This window comes from Polaribacter tangerinus (genome assembly GCF_038024095.1).
Classification (GTDB): domain Bacteria; phylum Bacteroidota; class Bacteroidia; order Flavobacteriales; family Flavobacteriaceae; genus Polaribacter; species Polaribacter tangerinus.
Genome location: NZ_CP150668.1, coordinates 39785 through 53567, shown reverse-complemented (window position 1 = coordinate 53567; position 13783 = coordinate 39785). Strand labels below are relative to the sequence as shown.

The 13783-nt window shown below is 32.0% G+C and carries 10 protein-coding genes; 8 read left to right on the top strand and 2 right to left on the bottom strand.

Annotated features, from left to right (window positions below; all coding sequences use genetic code 11):
- Positions 1 to 65: 65 nt before the first annotated feature.
- Together WHD54_RS00225 and lipA are read left to right on the top strand one after the other, a co-directional pair.
- A complete protein-coding gene (locus tag WHD54_RS00225) occupies positions 66 to 1286 on the top strand; it encodes an Nramp family divalent metal transporter (protein ID WP_088322666.1) in 1221 nt (406 codons plus the stop codon).
- Positions 1287 to 1432: 146 nt separating this feature from the next.
- Positions 1433 to 2302 carry a lipoyl synthase gene (gene lipA, locus WHD54_RS00220; protein WP_088322665.1) on the top strand — a complete coding sequence of 290 codons (870 nt, stop codon included), beginning with the start codon at positions 1433 to 1435 and terminating at the stop codon, positions 2300 to 2302.
- A gap of 270 nt (positions 2303 to 2572) precedes the next feature.
- Here the strand turns inward: lipA and WHD54_RS00215 are convergent, their stop codons facing one another.
- Both WHD54_RS00215 and WHD54_RS00210 read right to left on the bottom strand, forming a co-directional pair.
- A complete protein-coding gene (locus tag WHD54_RS00215; protein WP_233130948.1) occupies positions 2573 to 3631 on the bottom strand; it encodes a chorismate-binding protein in 1059 nt (352 codons plus the stop codon).
- Between the two features lie 19 nt (positions 3632 to 3650).
- A complete protein-coding gene (locus WHD54_RS00210) occupies positions 3651 to 4076 on the bottom strand; it encodes a PaaI family thioesterase (protein WP_394364869.1) in 426 nt (141 codons plus the stop codon).
- 65 nt (positions 4077 to 4141) lie between these two features.
- Here WHD54_RS00210 and WHD54_RS00205 point away from each other — a divergent pair, with 65 nt between their 5' ends.
- From WHD54_RS00205 to uvrB, 6 genes are all read left to right on the top strand, one after another.
- Positions 4142 to 4642: an IS1096 element passenger TnpR family protein gene (locus tag WHD54_RS00205; protein ID WP_088322663.1), complete on the top strand. Its 501-nt coding sequence runs from the start codon at positions 4142 to 4144 to the stop codon at positions 4640 to 4642.
- Between the two features lie 148 nt (positions 4643 to 4790).
- Positions 4791 to 5690 (top strand): ABC transporter ATP-binding protein, encoded by a 900-nt coding sequence (locus WHD54_RS00200; protein ID WP_088322662.1) that lies wholly within the window; start codon positions 4791 to 4793, stop codon positions 5688 to 5690.
- Positions 5691 to 5743: 53 nt separating this feature from the next.
- A complete protein-coding gene (locus WHD54_RS00195; protein ID WP_088322661.1) occupies positions 5744 to 6589 on the top strand; it encodes an ABC transporter permease in 846 nt (281 codons plus the stop codon).
- A 44-nt stretch (positions 6590 to 6633) separates the two neighbouring features.
- Positions 6634 to 11073, top strand: coding sequence for a T9SS type B sorting domain-containing protein (locus WHD54_RS00190; RefSeq protein WP_340767465.1), 4440 nt, complete (start codon positions 6634 to 6636; stop codon positions 11071 to 11073).
- Between the two features lie 8 nt (positions 11074 to 11081).
- Positions 11082 to 11684 carry a DUF6624 domain-containing protein gene (locus WHD54_RS00185; RefSeq protein WP_088324908.1) on the top strand — a complete coding sequence of 201 codons (603 nt, stop codon included), beginning with the start codon at positions 11082 to 11084 and terminating at the stop codon, positions 11682 to 11684.
- A gap of 81 nt (positions 11685 to 11765) precedes the next feature.
- Positions 11766 to 13754, top strand: a complete 1989-nt coding sequence (gene uvrB, locus WHD54_RS00180; protein ID WP_088324909.1) for an excinuclease ABC subunit UvrB — start codon at positions 11766 to 11768, stop codon at positions 13752 to 13754.
- Positions 13755 to 13783: the final 29 nt, after the last annotated feature.

The window sequence follows — 13783 nt, the reverse complement described above, 5'->3', positions numbered from 1 at the left end:
TGATATTAGCAATGTAACTTAAGTGCTACTATTTTAGCTTAAAACTACTTAAAATAGAACCGATAATGAGAAAAAAAATTCTACAATCTATTGGACCTGGATTACTGTTTGCTGGTGCTGCAATTGGTGTTTCACATTTGGTACAGTCTACAAGAGCTGGTGCAGAATTTGGATTTGGACTTATTTGGGCAGTTTTTTTAGCACATATTTTCAAATATCCGTTTTTTCAGTTTGGACCAAGATATGCAGCAGCAACAGGAGAAACCTTGTTAGATGGTTATAAAAAAATGGGCAAACCATTACTCGCTATTTATTACCTAATTAATTTTGCTACCATGTTTACCATTCAAGCGGCTGTAACTATCGTAACCGCTGGTTTAGCTTCTCAAATATTTGGCATTACCACAAATTTAGTAACGTGGTCTGTTATTATAATGTTAGTGAGTATTTTTATTCTGCTATTTGGAAAATACAGACTCTTAGACAACCTAATGAAGTACATAATAGCTATTCTAACCATTAGCACCATTATTGCACTTTTAGTTGCATTTACAAACACAAAAGAAGCCTTTAATGTTGCCCAAATTTTACCATCTGGTAGTGTAGAAATTACATTTCTTATTGCATTTTTAGGATGGATGCCTGCACCACTAGACATTTCTATTTGGCATTCTATTTGGTCTGTAGAAAAAGACAAAAGTAACTTAAAAAGAGCTTCAAAAAATGCTGCGATATTCGATTTTAATATCGGATATTTAGGAGCCTTATTTTTAGGAATATGTTTTGTTCTTCTAGGGGCCTTAGTGATGTATAAATCTGGAGAAAATTTTTCTGATAAAGGAGGACTTTTTGCACAACAACTCATTAACTTATATACAAAAAACTTAGGAAGCTACTCATATATATTCATAGCAATTGCCGCTTTTACAACAATGTTTAGTACGACAATAACAACTTTAGATGCTTCGCCAAGAGCAATGAATAAAACAACGAATCTTCTTTTTAATACTCGCTTTAAGAAAGGTTACTGGTTTTGGATATTTCTACTATTTATTGGCACTTTTTGTATTCTCAACTATTTTATAAACAATATGGGAATGCTTATTAAAATTGCGACCATATTATCATTTCTAACAGCTCCTTTTTACGCTATTTTAAATTACAAATTAATCACTGGGAAACATACACCAGAAAATTACAGACCTGGTATTTATTTAAAAATAGTAAGCATTATTGGTATTATTTTTCTAATCAGTTTTAGCTTATGGTTTATAATTAGTTTGTAAAAAATTCTTTAGTAAAAAAAATAACTTCATAGAATTTATTATTAAATTATTTTTTCTTAAAAGAATCTAAAGCCCTCACTCTTCGTTAGATTTTAACAACAATTTTAATCTTTCCTTTGTATCTTTGCATTTCAAATTCAATAAAAATGGCAATAGAATCTGTAATAGCTCCAGAAAGACCTAAAAAACCAAAATGGCTTCGTGTAAAACTTCCTGTTGGAAAAAAATATACCGAATTACGTGGTTTGGTAGATAAATACAAACTAAACACCATTTGTACAAGTGGTAGTTGTCCGAATATGGGAGAATGTTGGGGAGAAGGAACGGCTACATTTATGATTTTAGGAAATATTTGTACACGTTCTTGTGGCTTTTGTGGAGTAAAAACAGGAAGACCAGAAACGGTAGAATGGGACGAACCTGAAAAAGTAGCCCGTTCAATAAAAATTATGGGTATTAAACACGCCGTAATAACCTCTGTAGATAGGGATGACTTAAAAGATGGTGGTTCTATAATTTGGGCAGAAACTGTAGAAGCTATACGGAGAGCAAATCCGAATACGACTCTAGAAACCTTAATTCCAGATTTTCAAGGAAATACGAAACAAATGGATAGAATTATAGCAGTTCATCCAGAGGTAGTTTCTCATAATATGGAAACTGTTAGAAGATTAACAAGGGAGGTAAGAATTCAAGCAAAGTACGATAGAAGTTTGGAAGTTTTAAGATATTTAAAACAAAACGGAATGCGAACAAAAACTGGTTTAATGCTGGGACTTGGTGAAACAGAAGAAGAAGTAATACAAACCATGAAAGATTTGCGTGATGTAAATTGTGATATTATTACTATTGGACAGTATTTACAACCAACAAAAATGCACCTACCACTAAAAGAATTTATAACACCAGAACAGTTTAAAAAATACGAAACCATAGGCTTAGAAATGGGCTTTATGTATGTGGAAAGTGGACCATTAGTGCGCTCTTCATACAAAGCTCACAAACATGCTATATAAGCAATAGCTATAAAATATTATAATATTCTTAAAAATAACGATTCTATAATTGGAGTCGTTATTTTTGTTAAAAAATTAAGTTAAAGTTAAAATAATTATATTTTTAATTAGATATTACAGTTTGGCACAATACTTGGTAATTAATTTTTAAGAGAGGCTTTGTAACCCTCTTTTGTGTAATTAATTTGAATTTAATAGCTTTAAAAACCACCTTAAATTACTAAGGTGGTTTTTTGTATAATTGAAGGAAAGAATAATAATAGTATAGAATTAAATAAGTACTTTTTTCATTGTTAAAGATTTAGAAACTGTTTCTTCCCACTCTTTTAGTGGGTCGCTTTCTTTAGTGATACCACCTCCTACATAAATACAAGCATCTTTATCTTTAATATTCATGCATCTTAAATTAACAAAAAGTGCTGTTTTAAGAGTATTATCTTCTTGGCTTTTAAAATTAATTTCACCTAAAAATCCGGTATAAAAAGTTCTGTCATAGGTTTCATTATGAAGTATAAATTCCTTTGCCTTATCTCTTGGCAATCCACAAACCGCCGGTGTTGGATGCAAAGCTCTTATCAAATTTTTTAAAGAAGTCTTAGGCTTTAAAACACCAGTAACCTTGGTTCTTAAATGTAGCAAAGAGCCAGCTTTTACAGTTTCTGTGGTAAACGTTTTTAAATCTGACGAAATATCGCGAAGCTGTTTTTCTATAAAAGTGGTAACCATTTGCTGCTCCTCCAACTCTTTAGCTTGCCAAATAATATTGGCTGTTCCTTTGTCTAATTGTGTTCCTGCCAAAGACATTGTTTTAAAATGAGTATTGGTAGTTTCTAAAAGAGTTTCTGGAGAAGCTCCAAACCATAAACCAACTTTTGGGTGATACCAAACATATACAAAAGCAGTTGCATATGTAGTTAAAAGTTTGTTGTATAGAGAAATAACATCAAAACTATTTAATGATACTAACTCTTTTCTAGAAATGACCACTTTTTTTAAATCTCCTTGACTAATTTTTTCTATAGCATTTTTTACAATCTTTAAATGAGCGTTTTTAATGTCATCAACACTATTTTGTTTAGCTAATACTTGCTTGTTAATTATGTTACTATGAAAACTTTCTGAAATTAAAGTAGCGTTATCAATTGGAAATAAAACAGCTTTTTTATCACTATCAAAAGGAGCAAAAACAAAACCCTCTTCGTTAAAATCTTGGGTAAAGACTAACTTAGAATTGTTCATAAATAAACCATTTATTAAATTTTCGTTTGGCTTTCTATAAACCACAAAAGGAAGTTTCTTAGAAAAAAAATCTGCTATTTTAGAGTTCATAAATATCTTGTAAAAAGTATTATTTTTTAATATCTAAAACAATATTTGTCATTTTTGCTACCGAGATTAAATTACCTTCCTCATCGGTAACTTTCACCTCCCACAAATGAGTCGTTCTACCTTTGTGAATATTTTTTGCTGTGGCAAATACAATTCCCTCTTTCATACTCTTTATATGATTGATAGACAATTGAATTCCGTTTATAAATTGACGCTCGTTGTGTATAAAAAAATTAGAAGCAGCACTACCTACACTTTCTGCTAAAGCCGCAGTGGCTCCTCCATGAAGTTGTCCATAAGGTTGATGCACTTTTGAAGTAACAGGCATTTTAGCTGTTAAAAAATCATCTCCTACATCAATATATTCAATATCAAGAGTTTCCATTAGTGTATTTTTCGACCGTTCATTAAAGGCATTTAAAATAGTAGACTTATCCATATTCATATATTAAATATGTAAAAATACATATAAAAAATTGTATTTTTGTTGCAGAAAAGTTAAAGCATAATATGTACAAAATACGGGTAATTTTAGACAGTAAAGAAGATGTAATTAGAACTATTTTAGTAGGCGATTCTATTAGTTTAGAAAGCTTTCATTTAAGTATTGCCAAGTCATTTGGTTTTGAAGGGCAAGAAATGGCCTCTTTTTACAGAACTGATAACGAATGGAACCAAGGGGAAGAAATACCTTTGTTTAATATGGAGGAAGCAGGAACAGGTATTTGTATGCACAATTGTACTTTAAGTGAAACATTACCTCAAGAGAATGATAAATTAATTTATGTTTACGATTTTTTAAAAATGTGGACTTTTTATGTTGAGGTGATTGAAATATCAACAGAAAATAAAGAAAACTTACCTCAAATTATACTCTCTGTGGGGGAAATTCCAGAAAAAGCTCCCGATAAAGAATTTATTGCCGATAAACTAGAAGATCCTTTTGCAGACGATGATAATGATGATGAATATGGTCATTTCGATGATGATTTTGACTATAATGAGTATTAATATCACATAGATAATCAACATAAAATTTACTTGTCAAACTTTCATCTTGTAACTTTTTGGTTACAATTTTATTTGATATCACCACATTTGGTAACAAAAGTGTAAATTAGTCGTCTTAAATAACATAATCGACTAAATACTTTTTTACTTGGAAACAATCTTATCTCTCAAAAACCTCGATAAAAAATACGGATCAGTTCATGCTGTTAATAACCTTTCTTTTGATATACAAAAAGGAAATGTTTATGGCATACTTGGTCCAAATGGAAGTGGAAAATCTACCACTCTAGGAATTATTTTAAATGTAGTAAACCGAACCTCTGGTTCATTTTCTTGGTTTAACGGAAAGTTATCTACTCACGAGGCTTTAAAAAAAGTGGGTGCTATTATAGAGAGACCCAACTTTTATCCATACATGACTGCTGAGCAAAATTTAAAGTTAATCTGTACAATCAAAGGAATATCATCTGAAAAAATTGATGAAAAACTTAAAACAGTAAATCTTTTTGAAAGAAAAAACAGTAAGTTTAAAACATTTTCTTTGGGTATGAAACAGCGTTTGGCTATTGCATCTGCACTACTAAATGATCCTGAAATACTTATTTTAGATGAGCCTACAAATGGTTTAGACCCTCAAGGAATTCACGAAATTAGAACTATAATTAATAAAATTGCTAGTACAGGAACTACCATATTATTGGCTTCTCACCTACTCGACGAGGTAGAAAAAGTTTGCTCTCATGTAGTAGTTATTAGAAAAGGAATAAAATTGTACAGCGGTAGAGTTGATGAAATGACTGCTTCTAAAGGCTTCTTTGAATTAAAAGTAGCAAAAGATGATACTCTTTTAATAAAAGCGCTTAAAGAGTTAAGTGCAATACACAAAGTGTCTAAAGAACAAGAAACTATTATTGCCACTCTAAACGAAAGTATTTCTGCTGAAGAAATGAATGCTTTTCTCTTTAAGAAAGGTATTGTTTTAAGTCACCTTGTTAAAAGGAAACCAAGTTTAGAACAGCAGTTTTTAGATTTAACAAACAATAATTAAATTGTTTAAAACAGTGCAAACTTTCAAAAAATATCAACTAAAATAAAACATAAATGTTACGCCTTTTAACCATAGAGTTTCATAAATTAAAATACAACACAGCAAGTAAAGTACTATCTCTAATTTATTTCGGACTTCTTACATGTATTGCATTAATTGCTGCTATAAAATTTAATATTGGTCCCATAAAGTTTCATCTTGCCGAAATGGGAATTTTTAACTTTCCTTATATCTGGCACTTTAATACTTACATTGCCGCTATCTTAAAATTCTTTTTATTATTAGTTATAGTTTCAATGATGTCTAATGAATATAGCTATAAAACATTAAAACAAAACCTTATAGATGGCTTAAGTAAAAAAGAGTTTATACTGTCTAAATTTTACGCTGTGCTTGCTTTTGCTTGTATTTCTACCCTATTTGTTTTTGTTGTTTCTTTAATATTAGGTTTTGTGTATTCAGACTATAACGAAATTTCTATTATTGTTACTGATTTAAGCTACTTGTTTGCCTTTTTTATTAAGCTTGTAGGCTTTTTTAGCATGGGTTTATTCTTTGGAATTTTAGTAAAAAGATCTGCCTTCGCTGTAGGAGCTATGGTTGTTTGGTCTATTATTGAAAACCTTTTTCGAGGTTTTTTATTCATTAACCTTAGAGGAGAGGAAAATATTTCTGAGAAAGTTAATGCTATTATGCAGTTTTTACCTTTAGAAGCTCTTTCAAACCTTATTAAAGAACCATTTTCTAGATTAGGAGCTGTAAAATCTGTAGCTTCTCAAATTGGCGAAACTTTTACAAAAAATTATTCGGTAGAATTCTTTAGTGTAAGTATTGTACTAATTTGGACTTTTATATTCATCTATTTGTCTTATGCTTTGTTAAAAAAGAGGGATTTGTAGTAGTTTTTAAATATATTTGAGTTTTAGAATATTAAAAACATCAAATGAAGTACTTATTCCCTATATTATTTTTTTTTACTGTATCTATTTCTTTTGCCCAAAAAGAAGCCAACTTTTGGTACTTTGGTAACAATGCTGCATTAGATTTTAACTCTGGGAAACCAGTACCAGTTAATGGCAGTAGTCTGAGCACTCTAGAGGGGTGCTCTTCTTTTTCTGATGTAAACGGAAACTTATTGTTTTATGTGGGTGCCCCCTCAACAAATTCAAAAAACTTAACCGTTTGGGATAAAAATAATAGCCCGATGCCAAACGGAGTGGGATTACAGGGAGATGCATCTAGCTCACAAGCAGCATTAACAGTACCTGCACCAGGAAAACCGAATATTTATTATTTATTTACAGTAGGTGCTCGTTCTAGTGACAATGCTGGTTTTTGGTATTATACTATAGATATGTCTGCCAATGGCGGTAATGGAGATGTTGTGGCCGGACCTGTTAGTTTAGGAAGCGTAGTAAACCATGTAAATTGGTCTGAAAAAGTTACCGCAGTTAGAGCTAAAGAATGTAATGCCTTTTGGGTAATATCTACTTTTTTTGATACGTTTTATGCCTATAAAGTTGATAATTCTGGGGTAAATATAAACAATCCAACTATCAGCAAAGTTCCAACATACTCCAGCCAAGATCCAAGAGGTTACCTAAAAGTTTCTCCAGACGGAACAACACTCGTTGCTGGTAACATGCCAGAAGGAGCTTTTATTTTCGATTTTGATGACCAAACAGGGAAAGTAACTAATTTTAAAAATTCTACGATTACTAATAGAATAAATATTTTTGATAATGTTTATGGTGTAGAGTTCTCTCCTTCTAGTTCTAGATTGTATTTATCCACCGGAAACTTTAGAGATGCCAATGAATCACTTTATCAAATAGATTTAACCAAACCAACTATCGAAGAAATAAATGAAAGCATTTATTTAATTCATACCTATTTTAATTCTAGAGGCGCACTACAACTAGGTCCTGATGGGAAAATATATTGGACGTCTAACCAATCTAATTTTATTAGTGTAATTAACAGACCAGAACAATTAAAAGATGCTTGCAATTACTCTCACTTATCTGTTAAAGTTGGAGAAGGCGCAGTAACCGCATCGCAAGGCTTACCTCCTTTTCTATCATCTTTGTTATTACCAATAGAAATTAAAGACAAGGAAACCAATGAAGTAATAAACTTTAAAGATTTGCAATTTTGTATTGGAGAAAATAAAACGATTACCCCAGAAAAAGTTACTGGAACAGATATTATATATGAATGGGCGTTTGACAACGGAACCACAAAAACGATATTATCTGCTGCTGCACCAGATTATAAATTAAACTTAAATAATATTAGCACAGCAGATATTGGAGCTTATACATTAAAAATAAACCTTAAAGACGAATGTGGAAATGATATAGAATACAATGGTACTTTTAATGTAGACGTTTTTGAAGCTGCTAAAGCAAACAGTACAAATATACCTCCTGTTTGTGATGAAGATAATGACGGGTTTAATACTTTTGACTTGAGAGCTTTAACAGCATCAGAAATTTTGGGTACTGCCAACCCTGCAAATTTTGAAATTTTATATTTTGATGATCTTGCAAAAGCAACAATAGGAGTTGATACCATACCATCTAATTATAAAAACCTTACTTCGTTTGGCTCACAAACCATTTATGCCAGAGTTCAAAATAAAAAAGCACCAAGTGCCTGCTACGATATTACTGATTTTAACTTAATCGTTACAGAATTACCTATTGCAACACAACCTGAGCCCTACAGAATTTGTGATAATTTAGAAAGTGGCGACGATACAGACGGAATAATCAATACATTTGTATTAAACACCAGAGACTCAGAAATATTAGGAAGTTTACCAAGCTCCCAGTTTAATGTTTCATATCATACTTCTTTGGCTGGTGCAGAAACTAATGATAGTAGCACAATAATAAATAAAGACACCGATTACAGCGTTACAAACAATACAACTGTTTTTATTAGAGTAGAAAACATAAATAATGCCGATTGTTATGACGCTAGCAAAACCATCGAATTAATAGTAGATCCTTTACCTGTAATTAAACCTAATCCTGTTTTTAATCATTGTGTAAGTGACACCGATACTAGTACCACAACCACAGTAAATTTAACACTCGCAGAGACATCAATATCAGAAAGTGCAGGTATTTCATTTGAGTATTTTGAAGATAATTTAGGAACAACAAAAATTACAAATATTACTTCATACGCTATTCCTATTAATACATCTAAAACTGTCTATGCGAAGGTTACCACTTCTTTTGGGTGTACAAGAGATATTGTTAGCTTAACCATTAATGTTGGTGCTACATCAGACAATGCCTACAATACTATTCAAACTCCTGTTTGTGACGATTTTCTTGCGCCAAATGGAGATGATAATCCAAGTTTAAACAACGATACAGACAATATTTCTGCCTTTACTCTAGACAAGACAGCCATTTTATCAGGTATTAATGCTCCTGCTAATACTACCGTTTCTTTCTTTGAAAATAAAGATGATCGAAGCAGTAGCTTAAACGAAATAGATATATCAAACTTTAGAAATGATATTTCGAAAAATGAAGTAACTACCACAACTCAAGGAATTCAATTTCCTATTTATTATAAAATTTTAAGCAATGTAAATAACGATTGCCAAGGTTTAGGACAATTTTATGTTCAAATTAATTCTGTTCCAATTGCCAATGCTGCAGAAAATTTAACCTTGTGTGATGATGCTGTTAGCGGACTCTCTACGGATGGTTTTGTAGATGGTTTTATGCTTACCGACAACGATGCGCGTATTTTAGGCAGCTCTCAATCTCCTTCCGATTTTGAGGTTACCTACCACAAATCGGCAGAAGAAGCCAACTCTGGCAGCAATCCGCTTGCTTCTCCTTTTAAAAACACCACCAAAGACCAGCAAGAAATATTTGTTCGAGTTACCAATAAAATTACCGGTTGTTTTACAGACCACACCTCTTTCTTTGTAATTGTTAATAAAGTTCCTACAGCAAACTTTGTCTCAGATTTAGAAGTCTGTGATGATGCCTTAGATGGTTCGGCTATTAACGGTTACTCTAAAAACATCAATCTAGAATTACAAACAAGTACTATTCTTGGCACTCAAGATCCTACCAAATTTAAGATTACCTATCACAGAGAATTTTTAGAAGCTCAAAACGGAAATAATCCGCTGAGTTCTCCCATAGAAAACACAACACCATACCAAGAAACAATTTATGTACGAATTGTAAATACCGAAACTAATTGTGTAAACTACCTCTCTAATTTTAAAGTAATTATTAATAAAGAACCTGTGTTTACGCCTGTCTCTAATCTCTCCTATTGCGATGATGATGCAGATGGTGATGATACAAACGGAATTATTCAATCCATTGATTTAGACAGTCAAATTCCAAAACTCCTTGGTGCTTCTCAAGACACAGACGATTTTGAGGTAACCTTTCACAAAACACCACAACAAGCAACCAACGGTACAAACGCCGTAGCATCGCCATATACAAACACCAATACCACAGAAACCTTTTTTGTGCGCATACAAAACAAAGCTACTGGATGTGTAAACGATGATGCCTCTTTTCAAGTAATCGTAAACCCTTTACCTAGCTTTGCTATTACGAGTCCGCAAATTATTTGTTTAAATGATACTCCAATGTTTCTTGAAGCTGAAAATCCCGCAGGAATTTACAACTATCTATGGACCGATGCGCTGGGTAATATTGTAGCGAATACACAAACAGCGCCTATTAACAAAGGAGGAAATTACACCGTTACCGCAACCACTACCAACGGAACCAATTGCTCTAGAAGTCAAACCATAACCGTAAACGCTTCTAATCCTGCAACGATAGAAAGAAGCTTTGTAACAATTGTTGATGAAGCAAATGCCTTGAATCGAGAAAATAACCTCTCTGTTTCTATTGATACCATATCCAATAATATCGGAATTGGCAACTACCAATTTGCACTGAGAAATGAAGATCTAAATACCACTACTCCTTTTCAAGATGAAACAATCTTTGAAAACTTAGAAGGCGGAATTTATACCCTAATTGTAAATGATAAAAATGGCTGTGCTCCTGATGCTACTTTGCAATTATCTGTATTGCAATTCCCTAAATTTTTTACCCCTAATGGAGATGGTAAAAATGATACTTGGATTATAAAAGGTGCCAACAAAACATTTTATCCTAATGCCAAAATTACCATCTTTAACAGATTCGGTAAACTCGTAGCAGAAATACCAATAGATAGCAACGGATGGAACGGAACATACAACAGCAAACTACTCCCATCAGACGATTATTGGTACAATATTACACTTGTGCCTGCAGATAATAACAAACCAATAATCAACAAAAAAGGAAACTTCTCACTTTTGAGAAGGTAAAATGTTTTATGGCTGATTTTGATAAAATAGCTAGTCTAATTATAAAATTAAAAAATACTGATATAAGAGTTAGAGATGAATTAATTAGGAAAGGTATACTTAATGATGAATATCACCCAGAAATGGAAAAAATTCATATTGAAAATGCTAAAATATTAGAAACAATTATTGATAAACATGGATATCCAACAATTCAAAAAGTTGGAAAAGAAGCACATGAGGCAGCGTGGTTAATAATTCAGCATGCAATTAGCAAACCACAATTTATGAAAAAATGTCAAAAACTTCTAGAAATAGTTGTTAAAGAAAACAATGCTAGTAAAATAAATAATGCGTATTTAAAAGACAGAATTGCAGTATTTGAGAATAAAAAACAATTTTTTGGTACACAATTTGACTGGGATAAAAATGGTAAGTTAGCACCGAATCCTCTTGAATGTATAATAAAAGTTAACAAGAGAAGAAAATCAATTGGATTAAATTCTATAGAGGAACAAACTGAAATTTTAAATAATATCGCAAAAAAAGAAAACCAACATCCTCCTAAAGATGCATTAAAACTTAAGCAAAGCTATGAAGCATGGAGAAAGAAAGTAGGATGGATAAATTAGTGCTAACATTCTTCAAAAAAAACTAAAAATTTTAGTCTTATTAGAAAATAAAAATACAATTAGTATCCGTATTTTTACAGTATGGAATTTAAACTCGTATCAGACTTCTCTCCTACTGGAGATCAGCCACAAGCAATTAAAGAACTTTCTGAAAGCATAAAAGCTGGAGAGAAGTATCAAACATTATTGGGGGTTACAGGGTCTGGAAAAACGTTTACGATAGCCAATGTAGTACAAGAAGTAAAAAAACCTACATTAGTTTTAGCCCATAATAAAACCTTAGCAGCACAACTGTATTCCGAATTTAAGCAGTTTTTTCCAGAAAATGCTGTAGAATATTTTGTTTCTTATTATGACTATTATCAACCAGAGGCTTACATTCCTGTAACTGGTACTTATATAGAAAAAGACTTATCTATAAATGAAGACATTGAGCGCTTAAGGCTAAGCACTTCATCATCCTTACTTTCGGGAAGAAGAGATGTTTTAGTTGTTGCCTCAGTTTCATGTTTGTACGGTATTGGAAATCCTGCTGAATTTAAAAAAAATGTAATTCCGGTTGCTGTTGGTCAACAAATTTCTAGAACAAAATTCTTGCATCAATTGGTGCAAAGCTTGTACTCTAGGACAGAACATGAAATTAAAAGCGGAACCTTTAAAGTAAAAGGAGATGTTGTTACTATTTATCCTTCTTATGGAGATAATGGCTATCGAATTCACTTTTTTGGTGATGAAATAGAAGAAATTGAATTGTTCGATTTAGAAAATAACTCGGTTATCAATACCTTTGATGAATTAAGCATATATCCTGCAAATCTTTTTGTGACTTCACCTGATATTCTACAAAATGCAATTCATCAAATACAAGAAGATATGATGAAGCAAGTCGACTTTTTTAATGAAATTGGTAAACCTTTAGAAGCAAAAAGAATTAAAGAAAGAACAGAATTTGACCTAGAGATGATTAGAGAACTAGGATACTGTTCAGGAATAGAAAATTATTCGAGATATTTAGATGGTAGAGAACCAGGAACAAGACCCTTCTGCTTGTTAGATTATTTTCCTGATGATTATTTAATGATTATTGATGAAAGCCATGTTACAGTTCCTCAAACCCACGCAATGTATGGTGGTGATAGAAGTAGAAAAGAAAACTTGGTTGAATATGGTTTTAGATTACCAGCAGCAATGGATAACAGACCTCTTAAGTTCGAAGAATTCGAGGCTATTCAAAATCAAACAATTTTTGTTTCTGCAACACCTTCAGACTATGAGTTACAAAAAACTGAAGGAGTATTTGTAGAACAAATTATAAGACCAACTGGCCTGCTAGACCCTCCAATAGAAGTAAGACCTAGCTTAAATCAAATAGACGATTTAATTGAAGAAATACAACTTCGAGTAGAAAAAGACGAACGTTCTTTGGTAACCACACTAACCAAAAGAATGGCAGAAGAACTCACCAAGTATTTAACTCGAGTAAATATACGTTGTCGTTATATTCATTCGGATGTTGATACTTTAGAGCGTGTAGAAATTATGCAAGATTTGCGTAAGGGTTTATTTGATGTATTAATTGGCGTAAACCTACTACGTGAGGGACTCGATTTACCTGAAGTTTCTTTAGTAGCAATTTTAGATGCTGACAAAGAAGGCTTTTTAAGAAATGTAAAATCTCTAACTCAAACAGTGGGAAGAGCTGCAAGAAACGTAAATGGTTTGGCTATTTTGTATGCTGATAAAATGACCAAAAGTATGCAAAAGACTATTGATGAAACAGAACGAAGAAGAGAAAAACAAATAGCTTACAATATTAAAAATAACATTACACCTACTCAAATAAATAAAAAAATTGAAGATACCTTAACAAAATCTGCTGTATCGAGTTATCATTATGAAAATGCGAAACAAGTTGCGGCAGAACAAGAGGTTCAATATTTACCCAAAGAAGAGATAGAAAAAAGAATTCGTAACAAAAGAAAAGAAATGGAAACTGCAGCAAAAAATCTAGATTTTATTGTTGCAGCAAAACTGCGTGATGAAATTGCAGCTTTAAAAGAAAAAGTATAACCGATAAAAAAGCATCAAAATAAAGAGAA